Genomic DNA, 20,844 nt, shown 5'->3' on the forward strand with positions numbered 1-20,844 from the left:
CAATCCAAGCGTCTATCCTGTACTCCATTTGGGGTCGCATGGACTTGTGGGTTTGGTGGTCTCGTGTGTTTAGTTTTCAAGGAGCGTTCCCGCGCTCTCGCGCGGTCTTTCGCGCCGCCTCGCGGGCGGCGAGAATGATACTATCACCCTCCCGGGCCCTGTGTCAAGGCGGATCGCGAAAAATTGTTGAGCGTGTGTGATAGGGTCACCGTGAGACTCCTCAGCTCGGAAGGGAAAAGGGAGTCGCTCACGCCGCATCCTTCGGGCCGCCGACCTCTCTCCTGTCCGCAAGCATCGTCCGCCCAAACGCCATCGTACCCGTCCTCGCGAGACGCGGGCCGGGCTGCTCTGGCAGACGGACGCGAGTACCGAATCTGTTCAGCCCCGCAGTTCCCCGTGCATGATGCGATCGACGACGCCACCGGGCGAAGGGACTGTCTTGCCCCACGAGTGCCTCGAGGGCTCATGGTGTCTTGGGCCCTGCCATCATGGCCAACGGTATTCCCGTCCCGCGCACGCGGATCGCTACGGTCCGCTCGTGCGAGCTGAGAGGACGCTTTCCCAGCATCACGAGCCCTTGCGCGGCAAGTTTTTTGAACACAAAGAAGGAGTCCACCTGTACATGAGAGAAAGAAGCTGGTATCCACAACCATTTCTAAGGGATGAAGGCCAACGTCTACAATCGACGAACATGTACGCAGCTTCACCGACGTCTGGAGAGTGATTTGCGGTTTCGTTACCAGTGTGGCCTCCCTTCACGGATCTGTTCCGTCGGTCTCGACCCTAAGCCACGTCTTTCGGACCATCGCGGACGAAGGGATTGCGGCGACGTGATTTGCCGAGTTGGTTGTCGACTATCCGATTGGCATGGCTGCGCGTTCAGCGTCGAACTACGGAATGATCGTGAAGAGACACATCGATGAGGACGTCCTTCGATATCCGAATCCCCATCGCGGCTGAAGGAATGTTTGGCGCTTGTCGACCTGCATGTGCGGGATATCAACAAAATGAAGGCGCATGTGTACATCAACGCCGTAGTACGCTTGACATCGGCTCTGGAGATAGGCCGGGCAAATGGCATCGAGGAAGTGGCTGCCGTCTCGTTCCGAGTGACGAAGATCCGCGCGGCCAGGATCAGCTTGTCCGTGCGCCTCCCCCCATCCAACTGCCCATTCATGACCCGCGGCTTCTCGCGTTCGCCCGTCCGCTTGAACGCTCCCTCTTCGGGCGCAAACGCGAAAGCGCGCCGAAGCAGGGCCGACGTCCTGTTCTTCAGCGCGCGTCCAATTTTCGACGGTCTCAAACGCGAGACCGCATCACCAGCTCAAAGCTCATTCGAAGGCCTCAAAAGTGCTGTCCTCATGAAGGATACGACATCAGCTCAGCCTTTGCTGCCGTGATAATAATCCAACAGGCAATCTTGAACCCATCGCTTGTTCTCCGTGTCGGCAAACTCGCGCTTGCCCTCCATGTCCGCACTCGTACGCAGCTGGTCCGTGAACATCGTGTCGTGCACGTCGCTATTTTTCATCGGATGGCTCCTTGTCACCTTGACCACTCCCCTGGGTTTGTGTTGTATGTGATGTACAACAAATGATGTATAACAGTTTTGCTTTAAGCTCATTGTATTAGTTACACCATAAAAAGTCCAGAGATTTTTCACCCAATTTCGAATCGAAGTCTGCGTCCACGTGGACTGGCTTTCACAAGCGGAATTCCCGCCTCATGGAGAAACGGATGGGGACGTCGTGGTCGACCTTCGACCGTGCAGGGGACAACAGCGTGCAGTTCATGGCGCGCTCTTGTCATGGCTACGTAAATCAGGCGCCTTTCTTCATCCGCGTCGGCAAGATTCACGTCGTGCGAGACCGCCATATCCAAGACGATTACGACATCCCACTCTTTTCCCTTGCTGTCGTGAAACGTGCGGAACTCCATCCGATTTGCCATCACACGCCATTCCGTCCCGCACAACTGTTGTAGTGCAGCCCATGCAGCCGCGAGCTGATTGCGCGTGCGGGCGAGGCAGGCGACCGAATACCCGCGCCGCACCGCCGAAGTCAACAAGCCGTGCGCAAGCACCCATTGCTCGGTTCTGTCCGTTACCTCGTACGCTTGGCAGACGCCCTCCGCATCTCGAACACCCCGCAGCGGCTTGTGCACCCGCGTCTTGACGTGATGAATGAGCTGTGCGGCGTGACGCAAAATGCTCCGATCGGACCGGAAATTCAGCGTGAGAAGATGCTGACGCGCGTAAGGCAAGGCCTCGACAGCGCGCTGAAGAAACTCCGGCGAAGCGCCGCGAAAACCATAGATGGATTGGTCGTCGTCGCCAACCACAAAGCCGAGCGCTTCGTTGCGGGCTAGCAGAGAAGTGAGAAGGTTCCACTGCACTAGGTTTGTATCTTGAAATTCATCGACGAGTATGTAACGCGCCTGGAACAGGCGGATGGATGGGTCACACGGCTGTTGAAACAAATCGAGGGAAGCGAGCAGAATGTCGTCATGATCCCAGCGTCGGCTTGCACGCTTTCTGAGAGCATAGGCCTGCAGAATTTTTCGCGTCGGCGCGTCGATGTCTGGCACTTGTCCACCGACCATTCGGCTGTGAAGCGTGAGATAAGATTGGAGTTCGTAAGCACTTACCGCGCGCCGTTCTCCAAGAACCTCGCACACTGCATCGGCCATCAGCGCATACTGGTCGCGCTGCGTCAGCACGGGATACACCGGCCTGTCGGCTTCGAGCAATGCCCGAAAAAAGACCGCGTGAAATGTGCCCATCGCGCACGACTCAACGTCTTCGGGTCGAAGCTCTTTGTGGGCGCGCAACTTTTGCCGCATGTGTTCCGCTGCCTGTCGAGTGAACGTCATGGCGAGAATGCGCTGCGCCGGGATGAGCCGCGCGGCGATGATTTGCGCCATGTGTTCGGTCATCACCGTCGTTTTTCCGCTCCCTGGCGCTGCCACGACTACGGACGACATTCGTTTGGGCTCGATCACGGCCCACTGTTCCTCGGTCCACATCGACATCCCCCTTGGTTGATTCAACAGCTTAGGACGCTCGTCGTCGATGACGAAGGGGATGAATTGCTGCGCTTGAGGAGATCGTGCGCAGGGTCTTCGAGGTCCGAAGCGACAGGTGTGATATCATGAAACGGTCAAGGGGGAACCACCGTGGCCATTTATGCCATTGCAGATTTGCACCTCGACACATCTGACAAAAAGCCGATGCACGTCTTCGGCCAAACCTGGCGCGATCACGCCGAAAAAATTGCTCATCATTGGCGCCAACGGGTTCACGATGACGACGTGGTACTCATCCCGGGCGATATCTCGTGGGCCATGAAACTTGAAGAGGCCGCCCCTGACTTGGCGTGGATTGGGCGCTTGCCAGGCCAGAAGATTCTCATTCGCGGAAATCACGACTATTGGTGGGGCGGGATTCAGCGCGTTCGCCAGGCGCTTCCCCCTCACATGTACGCCCTTCAAAACGACAGCCTCGTCGTAAACGAGGTGTGCTTTGCGGGCACACGAGGATGGACGCTCCCCCACCACCCGTCGTACGTGCGGGAACAGGATGAGGCCATTCTTAAGCGGGAAATCCTGCGGCTCGAGTTGTCGCTGAAGACGGCCATCAAACACGGGAAACCGATTGTGTGCCTCATGCACTATCCGCCCGTGGATCCTGAACACGGGCCTTCGGCGTTTCACGAGCTCTTGGTTTCCTACGGCGTGCGGGGCTGTGTGTACGGTCACTTACACGGCCCCGCACACCGCTTCGCGTTTAACGGCGTGATCGACGGCGTCCACTATCAGCTTGTGAGCTCCGATTACCTTCAGTTCGCACCCTGGTGTCTGCCAGACGATTGGTTGGACGGATAAATCGGCGGTTAGACTTCGACGTAAAACACGCCATAGCCGAGAGTGTCACCGAACCGTGTCATCCAAGCCAGGTGTTCGGCCAACGCCTGAGCGACTTCGGCATCCATGAACGCAGCAGGGTCCATGCAAGCGCTCGGCGACTGCGCCGGAAGCTGCTGTGCGAGATCCCAGATGGACCCTGCGCGTAGGACAGAAGGCCTCATTCCGGCCGCATGGAAGTGTTGCAACCACCGTTCGAGCGTCGGAACTTCCCGTGCGCCGTACACGCGCGAGGCCTCCTCGTGCCACCCCACCGGTGGATCCGGTGGCGCCACCATTTCGACGAAGACGGCGAAACCGCCTCGTCGCAGCACTCGCCTCGTTTCCTGTAGGGCGATCGGGATATCCATGAAGACGAGGATCGATTCGCCGATCACGGCGTCGAACGACGCGGCAGGCCATGGCAGATGCTCTGCGCTACCCACCACGGCATTCACCGGGATAGCCCGACGTTCGGCCTTGCGCCGCAAGCGCTCGATCATTTCTTGCCGCACGTCCAGTGCCGTCACGCGGGCGCCCCGCTCGGCGAGCAAGAGGGCGGTCGCTCCCGTTCCACACCCGACGTCGAGCACGGCAGCTCCTGGCTGTAAGGGCACTCGATTGAGCCACCATACCGTGAGGTCGATGCCTCCCGGATGAGCGGCAGTCACGTCGGCTCGGCTCAATGCATCCAAGTAGTCCATCTTCGACGGCCCCTGGCGGATCGTACGCTGCCCATCCGCGATAGGGCCGGGCGGTTGCACCGCCCCCGGCCCTGCCGAATGGGCCGTCCAACGAGGGAGGAGCGGACCTTGACAGCCATCGTTCGAGTCTATGAAGCCTGTGTTGAACCGCCTGGCGACGTGATGTTTATGCCGTCAGCTCTTCTGTTGGTCCTTGCCAACGGGCAATCCCAAATCTACAGCGAAGGCTCCATGCACAATTTTTGGCGGTCGGCGTGCGCAAGACACGCGTGGCGCGACCTTGAGGCTGGAAAAGTCGTCGACGGTCATCACATCCGCCTGACCGACGTGACGGACGAGGTGGAACAGCTTCTGCCCCGCGATGCGTGGACCTCGCGCAACATCGTGCGCGCGTGGTACGAATGCAATCCGCGCCAGCATTTCTACTTGCGCAGGCACATCCAACGCGGGGGTTGATGTGCCATCCCAGCATGTCACACGTCGCCAAGGATGGCTTTCACGCGCTGTCGCAGCACATCGGCCGCGATCGCAAAGCCTATGCCCTGTGAGCTCTGCGAGACGGCCGTGTTCATGCCGATGACCTCGCCGCGCAGGTTGATGAGCGGTCCGCCGCTGTTTCCGCGGTTGATGGCCGCATCGGTTTGAATCAGGTTGGGATATTCGCGATCGCCGATCTGCAAAGGCCGATTCTTTGCGCTGACGATCCCGACCGTCACCGTGTGATCGAGGCCGAGCGGCGATCCGATGGCCACCACCCATTCGCCCACCTGCACGTCCTTGCTGTGTCCGAGTCGCAGCACGGGCGATGGCACGGGAAGATTGGCCCACAGCACCGCAATATCATGCTTTCGATCTCGGCCGACGAGCTCGGCCTCCACCAAATCCTTTCGGCCGAATGCGCGCAGCATGATGCGGTCCGCTTCCGCGATGACGTGTTCATTGGTGAGAATGTAGCCCTTGGGATGGAACATGAAACCTGTTCCGATGTTGAGCGCTGCGCGCCCTTCCCGTGGCAACGGGCGCTCCCACGGAAAGAACAAAGCGCGATCGCGATAGGGGGTTTGGATGACTTCGATGCCGACGACGCACTTTTTATATCGTTCCACGAGCCGGACGAAGTTGGGGAGATGAAGTGCATTTGCGCGTTTGCCCGGCGTGGAATGGCCTTTTTTCACTTTGTCATCACCCCTTGGCGGGATCGAGGCCGATCCACGATGCGCTTCATTGTATTCGCCAAGGGGAACGCGCGTGCCGCGCGGCTACGCGTCAAGCGTCCGATATCGCACCCCGTAGTTGCCCCGCCGCGTGCGATAAACTTGGACACTGGACGCGTCGAGCCGTGGGCGCGCACCGGAATCGCGAAGGGTGGTCGCGACGTACATCGCGACAGCCTTGGAGTCGTACAAGCGAGCCTCATAAATCCAGGTCATGCGCACCCCTCCCGCCCTAGTTTGCCCGGGCAGCCGGGGAACATGAGGCGCTGACGTGATCGGCGACGACCTCGTGCCCCGCCCATCGCTTGACATTGAGCACCCCGCTGTCAAAGACAAGGTATTGTCCCTTGATGGCCCGCACCACGCCGCCGATAGGCTCGTCCGATCCAAGGCCGAGCGCCGTGAGCCGCAGCGCAAACTCCGCCTGCCGCGGATAGGTAAACCGTTGGACCTTGACGTCAGACACCAGATACCCGCGGTACGCATCATCCATCGCTGCCTGCACCTCTTGCACGACCTCGAGCAGCGGACGATCCGGCCCGGATTCATCGGCAAGCATCTTTCGCCAATTGGTCTTATCCGCCATACCGCGGGCGATGTGGACTTCGATCTCGCCGGCGGTCTTGCGGTCCGGGACCTCCGCGATCACGGCGGCTTCTGATGCACCTTGGTCCATCCAGCGCCTCAATTCACGCCCCTTGCGCGTGATGCCGACCTTGAATCCGCTGCTCCAGGCGATGTACACATAGTGCGGCACCATACAATGGACGCGCGCGAAGTCGTCGTCCCGGCACGTGCCCAAGTGAAAGTGACATTCATGCGGCTTGACGATGCAGAGATCGCACTCCGCGAGCGTCTGCACGCAGGGAAAGCAGTAACCGTTCTGGTACAGCTTCTTTACGCGCCTCCCACAGGCGATACAACGCCGCTCTCCGGTCGGCCTGAAGAACAGCGTATCGCCGATCGAGACCGGCACGGAACACGGCCCTTCGGCGGTCGCGTACCGCAGCCTGTAGGAGACGGGCGTATCGAGGCCTGGCTCGAGCTCACGCAGATCTCCCGTCCACAACATAAATCCGTCCCCCAAACCTCACACTACAACCGCTGCAAGCATCCGATGAACAGGAAGAGGGAACGCCGAATGTATCTTGCGCTCGCAGTGCTTCCAGGGCTGCTTTTCCTCGCACTGATCTACACGTACGACAAACTCCATCCCGAGCCGAAGCGGGAGATCGCCAAGTTGTTCCTTCTCGGCGCGCTGGTGGTCTTACCCGCAGGCGTGATCGAACGGACCTTGCTCGATCACGCCCCAACACAGCCAACCACCTGGCGCGGGATCTTCGCCACAGCCTTCTTCGTGGCTGGCATGGTCGAAGAGTTCTTGAAAGCAGCTGTTTTTGAGCGCACCGTGCTCGATCGCGGCCGGCTTCAGGCACCGGTTGACGCGATCGTCTACGCCTGCGCGATTGGCCTTGGATTTGCTACGGTCGAAAACATTCTGTACGTGACGAGCTCTGGCTTTTGGACCGCGGTGGTGCGGGCAGTGACGGCTGTACCGGCGCACTTCATGTTTGCCATTATCATGGGCTATCAGTTCGCGAGGGCGCGATTTCTAGGTACGTCCAGAGCCTGGGGCTACATCGCGCCGGCCATTGCCCACGGCGTGTACGATACTTTCGCCCTGGCCGGATCGCTCATCGCGGACTTCGTGCTCGCGGGCGTCCTCATCCTGCTCTGCGAGTACAGCGTGCATATCCTTCGGCGCGCCCGTCAGCCGTGGCGGATCCGATGGACGTGAGTCTATCGAAGATCATAGCCCTCGGTCCCAAAAGGCCGAGGCCCATTCGCCACGCCGCGAAACACCAACAACCACGCCCGCTGCGCGCGGTAAAGGCTCATCTCTGTCCGCTCATCCAGCATGAGCAGCTGAAATAGATTCATATTCGTTTGACAATATGGGCTCAGATGTTCATCCTGCAGGCGGAGGCCGAGCACTCGATGCCGGTCTCGCTCGCCAATTTCAATGCCGCCTTGCCCCCGAATGTCCCCAATGTGAACTTCGAGTGGCCGCGTATCAGCTCGCGTCGCAGCGAGAGCCTCATACAGTTGACGAAGAGCCCGCGCTTTGCGACTGCGATCCGTGACGAGCACGTAATGAATCTTATCCGAATCCACAACATCCCCTCATCTGTCTAGCACCTTAGACGCGATAGGTCGATCCTCACTGCTGTTACTATACTTCACCCGGGCGGAAAAGAGAATCCACCGGGCCTTCCTGTCCGAGCAAATGAGGGACCCACTCCTCCGCATGATCATGCACCCACGCAATGGGGAGATTGCGCCTTCTGGCGATCTCGTACAGGGTTCGAACGGGCGTCATCTGGAGTTCTGTGCCCACGACGAGCAGCCCGTGAGCCTCGCCAAGCCAATCCATGGCACGCGCAATGTGCCGCACCTGCTCGCCCTCGAGCGCAAATCCCGGGCGAAGTAGGTGCCCGCACGTCGGACATGAAGGTAACAAACTCCGCCAAATCAAAGCGGATTGAAAAATGCCAGCGCAGGAAGGACACCGGAGTTCACGCAGATTGCCGTGGAGTTCAATCACGCGCTCGCTGCCTGCAGCCCAGTGCAATCCGTCGATATTCTGTGTGATGATCGGGAGGTCGGCTTGCGCGAGCGCCAGGTGCGCCCGATTCGGCCGTTTGCGCTGCCAATCGCGCACCATCTGTCGATATGCCCGAAACGCATCGAGCGGCCGCTTTTCCCAGATCCACGGCTCGAACAGGCTGCGAAGCGGCACGCCCGCAACCTCATCGTTGACGGTCGGCAGGCCACTTTCAACGCTGATGCCCGCCCCCGTGAGTGCGAGCAGTCGAGACTTGGGCCAAGTCCACAAATGTCCACTTACCCTCTTGGCAGATGGTTTCCCAGAACAGTAGTATAACATTCAACAAATCCTTTCCGAGGTGATGCAGAGAGAGCTTACATAACAGTAAACTTTATTCCCAAATTTGCATTTACGATGAAGGCGTCGCGCGGTTACATTGTCGTTAGCTGTCGTTCGCCCGAACTGCCAGGAAACCACGATGGTGAAGAGATTCAGGGAGGTATGGAGCGATGAAAGATTCTTTTGGTGCTCGAGTGAGGGCCATTCGTCAAAGCCGGGGTTGGTCGCAGCAGGAGCTTGCCATGCGCGCGGGCGTATCCACGCCGCACATCTCGTCCATCGAGAGGGACAAGCGGCGGCCGTCGTTGGATTACGCGAAGCGCCTGGCAGATGCGCTCGGCGTGCCTCTCGAGGTGCTCTGCGACGCGGACACGACGTACGAGCCCAAGCGAATGCGGGATTCCGTCTATGAATTGCCGACGCCGCTGCAACACTTCGTGCTGAACGAGGACTCGTTTCCCTATTTGGAAGCCGCCCACCGCATGAGCCAGCTCTCCAAGGAAGAAGCCTTGTTCCTGCGACAGCTCATCGACGTGTTAGCTCAAAAGAAAAATCTGTTAACCCGCCTGCGCTACTTCGAACGCCGTTCGGATTCTGACGAGTCATGAACCACGAGCATTTTCACTCCGTACCGGCCGCTTGAGGTCTGAAAAATCGAAATCAGCCGACAGGGAATCGAGGACGCCAGCGCGGCGTCCTCCAGCCGGGCCATGCGGCAGGAGGCTTGAAACTTGGTGTCATACAGCCTGGAGTCGTACACCCACGTCACGAGACGTTTCCCCCCTCTGCGCGATGGACTTCGGACGCGAGTGGCAACACCACCGTAAACGTGGTGCCCTCGCCGAGTCGGCTCTCGACCAGAATTTCGCCGCGATGCTCAATCACCAATTGGCGGGCAATGGCCAATCCCAGCCCCGTACCGGAGCGCGTCCGGGTGCGAGCCTTGTCCGCCTTATAAAACCGCTCAAAAATGTACGGCACGTCTTCTTCTGGGATGCCGCTGCCCGTGTCGGCGACGCGCACATACGCGTAGTTGTGGCGGATGTCGAGCTCAAATTGAATCGTGCCCTGCGACGTGTGGCGGAATGCGTTGTCGAGCAAGTTGGTGAATACTTGTTCCAGGCGGTCTTCATCTCCTTCGACCAAGACGGGACCGTTGGAGATGGAGACGTGAAACGCGAGTTGCTCGCCATCGCCTGCGAGCGCCTGAAATTTGCGGGCCACGCGCCGCATCACTTGGGTGAGATCGATCAGGACAAAGTTGAGCTTAAACTGGCCGCTCTCCAACTGGGCCAAGTTCAACAGATCATTCACGAGGCGCTTCATGCGGAGCGTTTCGTCGTGGATAATTTCCGTGAGTTCCCGGCGCATCTCTGGATCGTCCGAGATGTCGTCCAAGAGCGCCTCGGTGTACCCCTGCAACATGCTGAGAGGGGTGCGCAGCTCGTGGGAGACGTTTGCGATAAAGTCCTTGCGCAGGCGGTCCAGTCGCCTCTCCTCGGTGATGTCGCGCAACACACACAGCGCGCCGCGTAATGTCGTTCCGTCCGCCTCATACAAAGGGAGCATCGTGATGGCGATGGTGCGCCCATCCCACGTGTCTTCGCGATACACGGCGTCTTGCTGCTCGCGAACGCGGACCCAAAGGCTCATCAGGCGGTCAGGCAGCTTCTCTTCATCGACGATGCCGCGCTCAGCCACGGAAAGATGGCGGAGATGACGCTTGGCCGGGGGATTCGCTAGCACCACACGGCCATCGAGGTCCGTGGCCACGACGCCGTCCTGCAGCGAAGACAAAATGCGCTGCAGACCCTCGCGCTCCATGGAGAGTTGCTCAATGGTTTCGGCGAGTTGGCGGGCAAGTGCGTTGAAGGTATGCCCAAGGCGCCCGACTTCGTCCCTGGTCACGACGCGCACGCGCTGGCGATAGTGCCCGCGGGCCATTTCTTCGGCTGCGCGCGTCATATCGACAAGTGGACGGGACAGATTTTTTGAGATCACAAAGGCGAATCCGGTTGCGAGAATGACGCCAAGCACCGTGTCAAAAAGCACCATATTGCGAATCTCGCGCAGCGGCTCGTCGAGAACACTGGTGTCTTGGGACACCGCCAGCATACCCGGCGCGGTCGAAGTCGCGGTTGGAATTTTGACGTACACACTGAGCCGACGCGTGCGACCTGGCGATCCGGCCACAATCACCGGCTCCCCCTGATCCAACATCCGCCTTTGGCTCTCGTTCAAAGCGTCGTAAGCCGCCTTCAGCGCCGGGCTCTTGGTGTAAGGAATGCCGTAGACGACCGTGGCGTGTTCCACGCGCTTTGCGATGTCGCTCGCCACTTGCTCTTTGACGGACGAGTCGGCACCGGTGGCGAGGACCGACTCGATGGTGAGCGCCAATTGGGTAAGGCTTGCCTCTTCCCGCGTCACGACGTACTTGTTGAACACTTGCTGCAGCAAGACGGAGAGCAGCGCTTGAATGACGAACACCATGCCGACAATCGTCAGCCACATCTTGGCAACGATGCTGTTGGGTATCACGAGGCCACCTCGAACTTGTACCCCACGCCCCAGACGGTCACGATGTAGCGACTGACGTCAGGAGAAGCTTGGCCAAGCTTCTCGCGCAGGCGCTTGATGTGCGTGTCTACCGTGCGCTGGTCCCCGAAAAATTGATAATTCCACACGTCCCGAAGCAGTTCTTCCCTGCTAAACACCTTGTCCGGGCGTTGGGCCATGTACACCAATAAGTCAAATTCTTTGGGCGTCAGGTTGACTTCTTGGCCGTTGACCTCCACGCGGCGCGCGTCGATTTGAATTTCCAACCCAGGGAAGGTAAGAGTTTGAATGGAGCTTCGGCCGTATTCCATTTCACCCGTGCGTTTCAGCATTGCCTTCACGCGCAGGACCAGCTCTCGAGGACTGAACGGCTTGACCACATAGTCGTCAGCGCCGAGCTCGAATCCGTGCACCCGGTTCGCTTCGTCACCCGCGGCCGTAAGCATCATGATGGGCACATTGCTGTGCTGACGGATGTGCGCACAAACATCGCGCCCATCCATGCCCGGTAGCATCAAATCCAGGATGATGAGCGCATAGCTTTGGTTTAAAGCCTTAGCGAGGGCCTCTTTGCCGTCCGCTGCCTCGTCGACCTCGAACCCGTTTCGCTCGAGGTACATGCGAACCAATCGCCGAATGCGCTCTTCGTCATCCACCACCAAAATTCGCGTTTGCGCCATGCGTACACCTCCGCCTAGGACCCCTCCCAACCCATTATACGGCCAGAAACGTTTGGCAAACAACGCGGCCGATCGGGCCCGAGCCCGACCGGCCGCGTTCGTCCCAGTTAGGACGGAAACATCCGAGCGACGGAAGTCTTGAAGTTCTGCCACACCGCTTGCGCCGGGCGCCCTTGCCGCATGAGGTTCTCAAAGCTTTGAAACCGAGCGTACACGTTGGGATCTTCACTGACGTACACTTTTCGGATCGAAGGAAAGTGCGATGTCACTTGCGCCGCAATGTCGGACTTGGTCGGATGCTTGGCCCGATCCGACGGCGACGTCTCCACGGCGACGTACGCTACATCGCCCATCACAAAGGCCACGGCGTGCGCTGCATAGCCCGATTGGACGAGATGTTGGGCAACGTCACTCGCTTCCCGGAACGTTGCCGCGGTTGGATTCCCCATCGCTTGTCCTGTGCGGTCGATGGCCTGCCCCGCCTGTTGGGCCGTGTTGGCGACAGCGTTACCCGCCTGCCTCGTGGCTTGCGCCACTTGGTTGGCAGCCTGAGACGCGTTTTCCACGCGACCGCAGCCGGTGGCAAGGGCCAAGAGGCAGATGGCAGCCGCGATTCGAGTCGAACGATTCATGTTCACAGCACCCCCACCGGTAGGATGCTGCCTCTCGCGACTTCGATATGCATCAAGGTCAGCGCCGCCGTGGACCTCGCTTGGCAGACTGCGACCGCCGCGTGTCGCCCGCGTCGGGATCGCGCCGCACGACGGGGCGCCGATAGGGCGGTGGCGTCAGGCCGGCCGCTTGGTACAACGCCACCCACTCTTCTTTTGTCAGAGGGCGCCACTCGCCTGTCTTCAGATGGCCGAGCGTCACGGGACCAAACGCAATGCGCTTCAGCCTCTGAACGGGCAACCCTAGTTTTTCGAACATGCGCCGAACTTGGCGATTTCGGCCCTCGTGAATGGCGAGGTGCACCACCGCCACGCCATCCTCGCCGTCCGCTTGACGCAAGACCTCGACCTTGGCCGGCGCCGTGACACCGTCTTCAAGCTCCACCCCTTCCGTGAGGGCTCTGCGCGTTTCGCGATCGACCACGCCGCGCACGGAGACGCGGTAGACCTTTTCGATCTCGACGGAAGGGTGAAGAAGCCTTTGTGTCAACGTGCCGTCATTGGTAAAGAGCAGCAATCCGCTGGTATCATAGTCCAGTCGACCGACCGGATAGAGCCGCTCGCGGACCGGAGGCAACAGCTCCATCACCGTGCGCCTTCCGAGCGGATCAGAGACCGTCGAGAGATACGCCACAGGCTTGTTCAAGACCAAAACGACCGGTTCCTCCAGCTCAATCGGCACCCCGTCTACCGCGATGCGCTGGCGCGACGGATCGACCTTGGCGCCCAGTTCAGTGACGGGTTCTCCGTCCACGCTCACGCGGCCGGCGAGAATCAGCTCCTCGCATTTTCGGCGCGAAGCCACACCCGCATGCGCCAACACCTTCTGCAATCGTTCCATACCGCTCTGAACTCCCATCCTCCTGGGTAGCATACCCGGGTTCGCTAGACATGTATCATACCAGACACGAGCCAAACTGCGAACACGGATGCGAGGACGCTGACAAAGTCGCTCAACAGTCCCACAGCGAGCGCGTATCGGAATCGATAAATACCGACGCTACCGAAATACACCGTGAGGATGTATAGGGTGGTGTCAGAGGACGCCTGCATGGTGGACGCGAGTAAGCCGAGATGGGAATCCGGTCCGTGCTTCTGAAAGATGTCGATCATGAAGGCCAGACTTCCCTGCCCCGTGATGGGCCGCAGGATGCCCATCGGTGCGACCGCGGCTGGGACGTGCAGCCAAGTCAGAATCGGATCGACGAGGTGTATCAACCCGTCCATCGCACCGGACGCGCGAAAGACGCTCACGGCGACCATCATGGCCACGAGATGCGGGATGAGCCGGATGGACGTCGTGAACCCGCCCTGCGCGCCCTCGATGAACGTCTCGTACACGGGCACGCGTCGCCAAGCACCGACGGCGAGAATGACCGCCACCACGAGCGGCAACATCCATTCGCTCAAAACGGCCAGCGCGTCATTCATCGGACCGGCCTCCGGCGAGACAGGGCTCGAAAGAGGCGGTCAAAGAGGATAGCGGCGCACGTCCCAATCAACGATGCCACGAGCGTGGTCAGGACCACAGCGGAAGGATGCGCCGAATGATACTGCATGCGCAAAGCGATGACGGTGGTGGGAATGATGGTGATGCTCGCCGTGTTCACCGCGAGAAGCGTACACATGGCATCCGAGGCGCGGTCTGGATGTGGATTGAGCTTTTGCAGCTCCTCCATCGCCTTCAGGCCAAGCGGCGTGGCCGCATTTCCAATCCCAAGTAAATTGGCGCTCATGTTCGCCAGAATCGCGCCCATGGCGGGATGATCGGCGGGCACCGACGGAAAAAGGCGGCGCGCAATGGGCCTGAGCCGGCGCGCGAGCCAGGATACGGCCCCCGCTTGTTCTGCGATGCGCATGAGTCCCATCCATAGACTGATGGCGCCGATCAGGCCGATGCACAATTCCACGCCGCTTTCCGCGCCCTTCAGGATGGCGCCTGACACCATCTGCATGCGGCCCGTCACCATGGCGGTTCCGACGCCCACAAGAAATAAAGAGAGCCAAATGAAGTCGATCACGGCACGGCACCCCCTGCTCGGGCGGACTTGTCCCTAACAAGAGGTATGCCGGGCGCGCCGAACGTATGACCCTCTTTACATCACGGGCGGATCGGACTTTGATTTCGAGAACAGGCTCTGCAGGCGCTCCAACATGGCAGGGGCGAGATCGATCAAGCGGTCGTACAGCTGATTCTGGTGGTCTGCCGAGAGCAGGCGGACGTTGTTGCCATGCACAATGAGAAAGCCAATGGGGGTGATGGAGACACCACCGCCGGAGCCTCCTCCAAACGGTAAGTCGCCCTGGTTCTGACCGTGCGCATCGCCTCCCTCAAACTGGCTTCCACCTGCCGCAAAGCCGAAGCCCACCTTGGAGACCGGCAGGATCACCGTGCCATCCGGTGTCTCAACCGGATCGCCAATAATGGTGTTCACGTCCACCATCTCTCGAAGGTTTGACATCGCGGTCTGCATGAGGCCTTGAATGGGATGATCCACGTTACGACGCCCTCCTCTTCCAAGCCGTCAACAAGCGAAGTCCTGCAGCTATAACGTGCCCTGTGCGGATGCGCACTATGCTTTTTGCATAGACGGTCAACAGAGCTTCCTGAAAGGCGGGCGCAATGGAAACGGTCGGCACGCGGTGCATTCGCACGCGGCTCGTAAGCCAACCGAGCAACGTGTAGATGAGCGCATAGGACATGCCCACGAGCATGCCCGTCCGAACCGATTCTCCGGCGCCCATTCGTGCCTCGAGGCGAAGCTCGTCGACGTGCACATGTCGAGCCATTCTGTCGAGCACGTGCATGGCGCGTTGCATGAAGACACGCCAAGCGCGCAGGGAGCGCGCGCGGCGCGGGGCAGCGTCAACGCTGTCTTCGCTTTGACGCGATCGCTCATCGCGCCGCCGGCGCGGACGGCGCTTCATCTCACTGGGCGACCCGGTCCATCGGAGCCGCACAAGCCCGTACAGCGCGCGCACGCTCGCCTGGATTTCGTCGGTTCCGCTGCGCCTGTACTCGAGCTCTACCCGAATGGGAGCCACCAGGATCAGCAAGGCAACGAGCGCGGCGCAGGCGCACGCAATGACAATCCAACCGAAGCCCATGGGTGCAGGCACCTCTTTCGCACTCATGGGCTAGGGTGCACCCAGGACCTGGATCCTATGCGGCCGGTCAGTCGCGCGCGAGCTCCGTGGAGATGGCAAACAGGTCTGCGCGGCCGTCTTGTCCAGCGAAATCAGGAAGAGGAGGGAGTTCCTCAAGAGACCGGAGCCCGAACTGGCGCAAAAACTCCATCGTTGTGCCATACAAAATTGGGCGGCCTGGGGCGTCTTGCCGACCCACCTCCTGGACGAGGCCCCGATGAATGAGGGTGGCAATGGCTCGGTCGGACTGCACGCCGCGAATCTCCTCGATCTCGGCGCGCGTAATGGGCTGCTTGTACGAGATGATGGCGAGCACTTCAAGCGCAGCCTGTGAGAGACTGGTGCGCGATGGCTGCTCCGCCATGCGGCGAAAGTACGGGGCAAACTCGGGGCGGGTCACAAGCTGCCAAGCATCCCCAGTGTGAAGCAAAGTCAGTCCTGAGCCCCGCTCCTCGAGGCGGGCCGCCAAGAGGTGACACAGGTCTCGCGCCTGCGCCTCCGGCACATCCAAGGCCTGCGCGATCTCACGCGTGGTCATGCCATCCGTTCCAGCGGCAAACAGCACAGCTTCAAGCGCAGCAATCAGTTCCATGTCAATCCCCCATCCAGACCAGCTCGATGGGCCCGAACGGCTCAGCCTGCCGACACGCCAGGCGTCCATCCTTTAATAGCTCGAGGATCGCCAAAAATGCCGCCACCAGCGCCCCTCGAGACCGCTCTCCGCTGAGCAACCAGCCAAATTCCGCCGAGCGATACCTCCGCATGCGTGCGGCGATCTCGTCCATCCATTCTTCGACCTTTTCCACCTTGCCCCGGATTTCCGCCACGCGCTCCGAGGGTGGCAGGCGCAGGTACAGCTTTCGAAAGGCGTTGACGAGATCCCACAGGCTGACGTCCAGACCGTCGATGCGCCGCTCGACGCGGTACGCGCGAAGGTCCATCGGCTCACGGCCGTACACCTGCGCGTTTTCTGCCGCGCGTTGGGCGAGTTGCGCGGCGGCCCACTTGCAACGCTCGTACTCCAAGAGCTGCTGCACGAGCGGAAGGCGGGGATCCTCCTCCTCGGCCTCGGCTGTCGCACGGCGCGGAAGCAGCATGCGCGACTTGATCGACAGAAGCGTCGCCGCCATGACGAGAAACTCACTCGCAACGTCCAGCGACCATCTCTCCAATTCATCGAGATACTGGAGATATTGTTCCGTGATCGCGGCGATGGGAATGTCATAAATGTCAATCTCGTTTTTGCGGATGAGATGCAAGAGCAAATCCAGCGGACCTTCAAATTGCGCAAGCCGAACTTCGTAGGGCACCCTGCGCCTCCTCTCACGCGCCGTAGCAGTACGATAGGACGGCATAGACGAGATCGGAAAACGCGCGATTGACGGGCGGAAGCAGGAACAATACGAGAAGCAACCACGGGCCAAACGCTTCCATCCCACGAAGCGCGAGCCGCCAGCGCACGGGCATGGCGGCCGAGGCGACGCGCCACCCGTCGAGAGGCGGGATGGGCAGAAGATTCAACAGCGCGAGTGCAACATTCACCTCAAAAGCCAGGCCCAACACTTGTTGCGCGACGTCGGATGCGGCAAGGCTAGGGATTTGCTCCGCGAAAAAAGAAATCGCGGCCAAGACGACGTTGGCGAGCGGCCCTGCGGCGGCGACCATCGCCATTCCTGCGCGAGGGCGGCGAAACGCACCGGGATGCACTTCCACCGGACGCGCCCAGCCGATGGGCCCAACGAGCATGGCGATGAGGCCCGTCACATCCAGGTGCATGACTGGATTCAGCGTCAGCCTGCCTTGCCGCTTGGGCGTGGAATCTCCGAGAAGCGTTGCCATCAGAGCGTGGGCGAATTCATGCAGGACGAGGCTCACCAGGACGATGGCAAACCGCAAAATCCAGACGGGATTGGCCCATGAAGCGAGCAAACCGATGCCTCCTGCCGGCGAATGGATACTCGCATTATATCACGGCTCCGAAACGTCGGACAGGCGCAGAGACCACGACAGGCGCTCGAGATCGGACGCGCCGGCGCGCAGGCAGGTTTGGCGAAACCGGCTGGCAAGTTCCTCATCGCGCGAGGCGATGAGCAAGCGGTTTTGAGCCGTCAGCGGAAGACCCACGGGAAGGTCGAGCAAGACGGGGAAAGACGGCCGCAGGGCCTGAAGAAAGCGCTTCAACGGAGCGGATCGATAACTGGACGCGATGAGATTGTAGACGACGGTACCTCGATCCGACGTGATGCGCGCGAGGCAAGACGCCGTGGCGGGCTCCAGGCACGGCTGGTAAATGCTCGCCTTGAGGTAGGCGTCGACGAAGATCAAGTCGTACGTCGACGCGTGCGAAGATGCGACGAACTGCACGCCGTCGCCGATCCAGTACTCGGCGTCTCGGTGGGAGGGCGCCTGAAAAAACTCGATGGCGAGGGAAAGGACGGTCTCATCGATTTCCACCCCGTGTAGCCCGGCTTCGCGGTGGATGCGGCGCACGTGGTGGAGACTCGTCCCACTGCCAACGCCAACGGAGAGAAAACTGCGAATGGGCCCATGCGCTTCGACGAGCGCTGTGAACGCTCGCTGATAAGGAAAGACGGGGCGGTCAGGGCGGGCGAGATCGAGCGCCCCCTGCCAGCCTCCGTTTCGCCCAAAGCGCATTTGCCGAACACCTTTCTCTTCCACGACTTCAATCCAACTGTGAACCGAACCAGGTCCAGCGTACAACAGCTTCGTACCCTTCAACCCCTGTCCTGCACGAGTGTCCATACGCGCTATTATACACGCTGGAGCGCTCGACCGGACGCCGCATCAGGCCGCCGCCATGACGGGTCGGCGCCACACGCGCGAAATCATCGGCCAGAACGGGCGCACGAAGCCAAAGAACATCTGAAACATGCCGAAGTAGCGAAACACTCGGGGCAGAAACGCCAAGATGCTGAGCACGTCGTCTCACCCCCTCCATGGTCTACCGCATCGTATGTGGCTGGGTCGTCCGCGTTGTGGGCGGGCGTTGGACCGGGTGCAGGTGACGATTCCCCGCTCGCCAGTAAAGCTCCATCAGCACCCACTCCACCGCGCTCGTGGTCACCGGCGCCCCGCGGCCCGGCGCATCGCACCCCCCCATTTTGCCAATGTCGCCAATCCCGACAATCAGCGGCACGTCGACGCCCTGCAAGGCATCCAGCGTGTCACCCGCAATGACGTGCGATCTCGTCGGATAGCCGTCCTTATCGACGGCCGAGTCGACGCGGCGGCCGCGGCGGTCCACGCTGAAGTCGACCGCCGTGCCCCGGACGCCCTTTGTGTGCGAGGCCACGGCGAGGATGGCCGCAATCTCCACGGCCGGGTGTGCGTCGAGGACGCGCAACGCCGATTCGCCTGCCGCCTCATGCGGGTCGCCGTTGTCGTCGAGCATGAGGATCACCGGATCGCTCGGCGCGGCCTGGATGCAGCGGACCAGTTCGACACCGCTCAGGCGTGTGGGATTGCCCCGGCTCTGGCGAAGAAGCGAACATCCCGTTCGCTTTGCAGCGATGGAAAGCGCGCGGGCCGCCACGCCGTCGCCGTCTGTCACGACGATCACGCGCCGCGGCCGGGCATCCGAACGCTCCAACGCGCCTCACCCCTTTGGCTTGGCGAAGACCGCGGCCAAGAAGGCAAACACGATGGCGGCCGAGATCCCGGCGCTCGTCACTTCGAAGATTCCTGTGATCACGCCGATGAGCCCGTGGATTTTGGCCTCGTGCATGGCGCCGTGGACGAGGGCGTTGCCGAAACTTGTGATGGGCACCGTCGCGCCTGCACCGGCGAACCGGATCAGCGGATCGTAAAGACCGAGACCATCCGCGACTGCGCCCGCCACGACCAGCATCGACATGACGTGGCCGGGGGTCAGTTTGGTCGTATCCAGGATCACTTGGCCGAGCGCGCAGATGGCGCCTCCCACGACGAACGCCCACAAAAAGGTCCACGCGGACATCTCAATCCCCCCGTTCGAACGCGATGGCATGCGAAATCGCCGGTATCGTCTCGCCCTGTTGCGCACTCACCTGCGACAAGAGCGCCCCGGTGGCACACAGCAACAGGCGGCGAATGCGCCCGCGCTGCATCTCGCGAAACAGATGGCCGAACGTCACAAGGGTACTGCACGCCGCGCCGCTCCCTCCGGAAAACACCTCCGGCTGGTCTTCCCGGTAGATGAGGGCACCACAGTCGAACACGCGAGCCGCCACGATGTCCGGCTTGGCGACGCCTTCTTCCACGAGCAGATTGCGGAGGATGTTGGAACCGACACGGCCGAGATCGCCCGTGACCACGAGGTCATAGTCGTCGAGCGAGCGACCGGTATCGTCGAGGTGGCGGCGCAGGGTGTCGCACGCCGCAGGCGCCATCGCGGCCCCCATCTCCCATGGCGATTTGACACCAAAGTCGGTAATTTCTCCGATGGTCGCATGCGTGATTTGCCATGGCCCTCTCCCGCGCGCGATCACGGCAGCGCCCGCGCCCGTGACCGTGCGCTGCGCGGTGGGTGGGCGCTGGACGCCGTACTCGGTGGGATACCGAAACTGTCGCTCCGCGGTGCAGGTGTGGCTCGACGTCCCCGCGAGCACGACGTCCGCGAAGCCCGTGGACACGGCCAGGCCACTCACGGCGAGCGCCTCGCAGATGGACGCACATGCGCTGTAGACGCCGAGCATGGGCCGGGCGAGATCGCGCAGACCGATGAAAAATGAGGTCAGCTGCGCATTGAGATCGGCCCCGATGACGAGATCGAGCGATTCGGGCGGGGTGCCCGCCTTTTCGCAGGCCAGGCCGGCCGCGCGCCGGAACATCCACTGCTCCGCTCGTTCCCAGGTGTCCTGTCCGACGCGATCGTCATCGAGGACCACGTCAAACGCATCGGAGAGCGGGCCTTGACCCTCTAAGCTGCCGGCCACGGTGGCGGCCGCCATCACAGCGACTTGGCGTTCGCCAAACGCCCAGGTGGAGCGCCCTAGTCGTGCCATCGCGTCATCGCCCTTTCTTTGA

The 20,844-nt window shown here is 60.9% G+C and carries 29 protein-coding genes and 1 pseudogene; 6 read left to right on the forward strand and 24 right to left on the reverse strand.

The genetic code is table 11. The features are described from left to right. Positions 1–689: 689 nt before the first annotated feature. Both BW934_RS15555 and BW934_RS15030 read left to right on the forward strand, forming a co-directional pair. Positions 690–831: pseudogene (locus BW934_RS15555) on the forward strand (transposase); the annotation flags it as partial. A gap of 137 nt (positions 832–968) precedes the next feature. Continuing rightward, positions 969–1,400, forward strand: coding sequence for a hypothetical protein (locus BW934_RS15030; RefSeq protein WP_076344725.1), 432 nt, complete (start codon positions 969–971; stop codon positions 1,398–1,400). Here BW934_RS15030 and BW934_RS15035 read toward each other — a convergent pair. After that, on the reverse strand, positions 1,382–1,531 hold the full coding sequence (locus tag BW934_RS15035; RefSeq protein ID WP_200805708.1) for a hypothetical protein: 150 nt from the start codon (positions 1,529–1,531) through the stop codon (positions 1,382–1,384). The genes BW934_RS15030 and BW934_RS15035 overlap by 19 nt on opposite strands. Before the next feature lie 128 nt (positions 1,532–1,659). Then, entirely contained in the window at positions 1,660–3,024 is a 1,365-nt protein-coding gene (locus BW934_RS02290; RefSeq protein ID WP_234969489.1) for a UvrD-helicase domain-containing protein, read from the reverse strand. 150 nt (positions 3,025–3,174) lie between these two features. Between BW934_RS02290 and BW934_RS02295 the strand changes: the two genes are divergently transcribed. After that, positions 3,175–3,882: a metallophosphoesterase gene (locus tag BW934_RS02295; protein ID WP_076344727.1), complete on the forward strand. Its 708-nt coding sequence runs from the start codon at positions 3,175–3,177 to the stop codon at positions 3,880–3,882. Positions 3,883–3,890: 8 nt separating this feature from the next. On the opposite strand, the gene BW934_RS02300 is transcribed toward BW934_RS02295, so the two are convergent. Continuing rightward, the gene (locus BW934_RS02300; RefSeq protein WP_076344729.1) at positions 3,891–4,604 is read right to left on the reverse strand and encodes a class I SAM-dependent methyltransferase; all 714 of its coding nucleotides are present in this window, start codon (positions 4,602–4,604) and stop codon (positions 3,891–3,893) included. A 108-nt stretch (positions 4,605–4,712) separates the two neighbouring features. Between BW934_RS02300 and BW934_RS02305 the strand changes: the two genes are divergently transcribed. After that, positions 4,713–5,060 (forward strand): hypothetical protein, encoded by a 348-nt coding sequence (locus tag BW934_RS02305; RefSeq protein ID WP_076344731.1) that lies wholly within the window; start codon positions 4,713–4,715, stop codon positions 5,058–5,060. Positions 5,061–5,077: 17 nt separating this feature from the next. Here BW934_RS02305 and BW934_RS02310 read toward each other — a convergent pair whose 3' ends face one another. The 3 genes from BW934_RS02310 to BW934_RS02315 all read right to left on the reverse strand — a co-directional run bounded on the left by BW934_RS02310 (position 5,078) and on the right by BW934_RS02315 (position 6,890). Beyond that, complete coding sequence (locus BW934_RS02310) at positions 5,078–5,779, reverse strand: S1C family serine protease (protein ID WP_076344733.1); 702 nt, start codon at positions 5,777–5,779, stop codon at positions 5,078–5,080. Positions 5,780–5,863: 84 nt separating this feature from the next. Beyond that, positions 5,864–6,034 carry a hypothetical protein gene (locus BW934_RS15040; RefSeq protein ID WP_200805709.1) on the reverse strand — a complete coding sequence of 57 codons (171 nt, stop codon included), beginning with the start codon at positions 6,032–6,034 and terminating at the stop codon, positions 5,864–5,866. A 16-nt stretch (positions 6,035–6,050) separates the two neighbouring features. Further along, a complete protein-coding gene (locus BW934_RS02315; protein ID WP_084182439.1) occupies positions 6,051–6,890 on the reverse strand; it encodes a DUF2797 domain-containing protein in 840 nt (279 codons plus the stop codon). A gap of 69 nt (positions 6,891–6,959) precedes the next feature. On the opposite strand from BW934_RS02315, the gene BW934_RS02320 reads away from it, so the two are divergent. After that, positions 6,960–7,616 carry a PrsW family intramembrane metalloprotease gene (locus tag BW934_RS02320; protein ID WP_076344735.1) on the forward strand — a complete coding sequence of 219 codons (657 nt, stop codon included), beginning with the start codon at positions 6,960–6,962 and terminating at the stop codon, positions 7,614–7,616. 2 nt (positions 7,617–7,618) lie between these two features. Here the strand turns inward: BW934_RS02320 and BW934_RS02325 are convergent, their stop codons facing one another. Further along, a complete protein-coding gene (locus BW934_RS02325) occupies positions 7,619–7,993 on the reverse strand; it encodes a hypothetical protein (protein WP_076344737.1) in 375 nt (124 codons plus the stop codon). Positions 7,994–8,051: 58 nt separating this feature from the next. Beyond that, a complete protein-coding gene (locus tag BW934_RS02330) occupies positions 8,052–8,714 on the reverse strand; it encodes an SIR2 family NAD-dependent protein deacylase (protein WP_234969490.1) in 663 nt (220 codons plus the stop codon). A 221-nt stretch (positions 8,715–8,935) separates the two neighbouring features. On the opposite strand from BW934_RS02330, the gene BW934_RS02335 reads away from it, so the two are divergent. Beyond that, positions 8,936–9,373 carry a helix-turn-helix domain-containing protein gene (locus BW934_RS02335; RefSeq protein ID WP_076344741.1) on the forward strand — a complete coding sequence of 146 codons (438 nt, stop codon included), beginning with the start codon at positions 8,936–8,938 and terminating at the stop codon, positions 9,371–9,373. Positions 9,374–9,530: 157 nt separating this feature from the next. Here BW934_RS02335 and BW934_RS02345 read toward each other — a convergent pair whose 3' ends face one another. The 16 genes from BW934_RS02345 to spoVAD form a co-directional block, all read right to left on the reverse strand. Continuing rightward, the gene (locus BW934_RS02345) at positions 9,531–11,303 is read right to left on the reverse strand and encodes an ATP-binding protein (RefSeq protein WP_084182441.1); all 1,773 of its coding nucleotides are present in this window, start codon (positions 11,301–11,303) and stop codon (positions 9,531–9,533) included. Further along, positions 11,300–12,001 (reverse strand): response regulator transcription factor, encoded by a 702-nt coding sequence (locus BW934_RS02350; RefSeq protein WP_076344745.1) that lies wholly within the window; start codon positions 11,999–12,001, stop codon positions 11,300–11,302. Before BW934_RS02350 ends, BW934_RS02345 begins: the two co-directional genes overlap by 4 nt. Before the next feature lie 107 nt (positions 12,002–12,108). After that, a complete protein-coding gene (locus BW934_RS02355) occupies positions 12,109–12,633 on the reverse strand; it encodes a YhcN/YlaJ family sporulation lipoprotein (protein WP_076344747.1) in 525 nt (174 codons plus the stop codon). A 58-nt stretch (positions 12,634–12,691) separates the two neighbouring features. Further along, complete coding sequence (locus tag BW934_RS02360; RefSeq protein ID WP_076344749.1) at positions 12,692–13,513, reverse strand: pseudouridine synthase; 822 nt, start codon at positions 13,511–13,513, stop codon at positions 12,692–12,694. Between the two features lie 44 nt (positions 13,514–13,557). After that, positions 13,558–14,103, reverse strand: a complete 546-nt coding sequence (locus tag BW934_RS02365) for a spore maturation protein (RefSeq protein ID WP_076344751.1) — start codon at positions 14,101–14,103, stop codon at positions 13,558–13,560. Continuing rightward, positions 14,100–14,693: a nucleoside recognition domain-containing protein gene (locus BW934_RS02370; RefSeq protein WP_076344753.1), complete on the reverse strand. Its 594-nt coding sequence runs from the start codon at positions 14,691–14,693 to the stop codon at positions 14,100–14,102. The genes BW934_RS02365 and BW934_RS02370 overlap by 4 nt, the downstream gene beginning before the upstream one ends. Before the next feature lie 75 nt (positions 14,694–14,768). Next, positions 14,769–15,170 carry a GerW family sporulation protein gene (gene ytfJ / locus BW934_RS02375; protein WP_076344755.1) on the reverse strand — a complete coding sequence of 134 codons (402 nt, stop codon included), beginning with the start codon at positions 15,168–15,170 and terminating at the stop codon, positions 14,769–14,771. 1 nt (position 15,171) lies between these two features. After that, on the reverse strand, positions 15,172–15,807 hold the full coding sequence (locus tag BW934_RS02380) for a DUF2953 domain-containing protein (protein WP_234969492.1): 636 nt from the start codon (positions 15,805–15,807) through the stop codon (positions 15,172–15,174). A gap of 40 nt (positions 15,808–15,847) precedes the next feature. Then, entirely contained in the window at positions 15,848–16,411 is a 564-nt protein-coding gene (gene scpB / locus BW934_RS02385; protein ID WP_076344759.1) for an SMC-Scp complex subunit ScpB, read from the reverse strand. 1 nt (position 16,412) lies between these two features. Beyond that, entirely contained in the window at positions 16,413–17,129 is a 717-nt protein-coding gene (locus BW934_RS02390) for a segregation and condensation protein A (RefSeq protein ID WP_076344761.1), read from the reverse strand. Positions 17,130–17,142: 13 nt separating this feature from the next. After that, positions 17,143–17,748 carry a site-2 protease family protein gene (locus BW934_RS02395; protein WP_076344763.1) on the reverse strand — a complete coding sequence of 202 codons (606 nt, stop codon included), beginning with the start codon at positions 17,746–17,748 and terminating at the stop codon, positions 17,143–17,145. Positions 17,749–17,787: 39 nt separating this feature from the next. Continuing rightward, positions 17,788–18,558, reverse strand: coding sequence for a spermidine synthase (locus BW934_RS02400; protein WP_234969494.1), 771 nt, complete (start codon positions 18,556–18,558; stop codon positions 17,788–17,790). 66 nt (positions 18,559–18,624) lie between these two features. Further along, complete coding sequence (locus BW934_RS15325) at positions 18,625–18,759, reverse strand: hypothetical protein (protein ID WP_268757248.1); 135 nt, start codon at positions 18,757–18,759, stop codon at positions 18,625–18,627. A 22-nt stretch (positions 18,760–18,781) separates the two neighbouring features. Next, positions 18,782–19,429 carry a stage V sporulation protein AE gene (locus BW934_RS02405; RefSeq protein ID WP_076344767.1) on the reverse strand — a complete coding sequence of 216 codons (648 nt, stop codon included), beginning with the start codon at positions 19,427–19,429 and terminating at the stop codon, positions 18,782–18,784. 6 nt (positions 19,430–19,435) lie between these two features. Next, the gene (gene spoVAE, locus BW934_RS02410) at positions 19,436–19,795 is read right to left on the reverse strand and encodes a stage V sporulation protein AE (RefSeq protein WP_076344769.1); all 360 of its coding nucleotides are present in this window, start codon (positions 19,793–19,795) and stop codon (positions 19,436–19,438) included. A 1-nt stretch (position 19,796) separates the two neighbouring features. Continuing rightward, positions 19,797–20,822, reverse strand: a complete 1,026-nt coding sequence (spoVAD, locus tag BW934_RS02415; protein WP_076344771.1) for a stage V sporulation protein AD — start codon at positions 20,820–20,822, stop codon at positions 19,797–19,799. Between the last annotated feature and the right edge of the window lie 22 nt (positions 20,823–20,844).

Source organism: Alicyclobacillus vulcanalis (assembly GCF_900156755.1).
Lineage (GTDB): Bacteria > Bacillota > Bacilli > Alicyclobacillales > Alicyclobacillaceae > Alicyclobacillus > Alicyclobacillus vulcanalis.

Bases quoted from the DNA above. Each gene is read 5' to 3' on its own strand.
- BW934_RS02290 (WP_234969489.1), bottom strand. From the start codon at position 3,024: ATGTGGACCGAGGAACAGTGGGCCGTGATCGAGCCCAAACGAATGTCG.
- BW934_RS02360 (WP_076344749.1), bottom strand. From the start codon at position 13,513: ATGGAACGATTGCAGAAGGTGTTGGCGCATGCGGGTGTGGCTTCGCGC.
- BW934_RS02365 (WP_076344751.1), bottom strand. From the start codon at position 14,103: ATGAATGACGCGCTGGCCGTTTTGAGCGAATGGATGTTGCCGCTCGTG.
- spoVAD (WP_076344771.1), bottom strand. From the start codon at position 20,822: ATGGCACGACTAGGGCGCTCCACCTGGGCGTTTGGCGAACGCCAAGTC.
- BW934_RS15040 (WP_200805709.1), bottom strand. From the start codon at position 6,034: ATGACCTGGATTTATGAGGCTCGCTTGTACGACTCCAAGGCTGTCGCG.
- BW934_RS02320 (WP_076344735.1), top strand. From the start codon at position 6,960: ATGTATCTTGCGCTCGCAGTGCTTCCAGGGCTGCTTTTCCTCGCACTG.
- BW934_RS15035 (WP_200805708.1), bottom strand. From the start codon at position 1,531: ATGAAAAATAGCGACGTGCACGACACGATGTTCACGGACCAGCTGCGT.
- BW934_RS02300 (WP_076344729.1), bottom strand. From the start codon at position 4,604: ATGGACTACTTGGATGCATTGAGCCGAGCCGACGTGACTGCCGCTCAT.
- BW934_RS02350 (WP_076344745.1), bottom strand. From the start codon at position 12,001: ATGGCGCAAACGCGAATTTTGGTGGTGGATGACGAAGAGCGCATTCGG.
- spoVAE (WP_076344769.1), bottom strand. From the start codon at position 19,795: ATGTCCGCGTGGACCTTTTTGTGGGCGTTCGTCGTGGGAGGCGCCATC.
- BW934_RS02335 (WP_076344741.1), top strand. From the start codon at position 8,936: ATGAAAGATTCTTTTGGTGCTCGAGTGAGGGCCATTCGTCAAAGCCGG.
- BW934_RS02380 (WP_234969492.1), bottom strand. From the start codon at position 15,807: ATGAGTGCGAAAGAGGTGCCTGCACCCATGGGCTTCGGTTGGATTGTC.
- BW934_RS02355 (WP_076344747.1), bottom strand. From the start codon at position 12,633: ATGAATCGTTCGACTCGAATCGCGGCTGCCATCTGCCTCTTGGCCCTT.
- scpB (WP_076344759.1), bottom strand. From the start codon at position 16,411: ATGGAACTGATTGCTGCGCTTGAAGCTGTGCTGTTTGCCGCTGGAACG.
- BW934_RS02315 (WP_084182439.1), bottom strand. From the start codon at position 6,890: ATGTTGTGGACGGGAGATCTGCGTGAGCTCGAGCCAGGCCTCGATACG.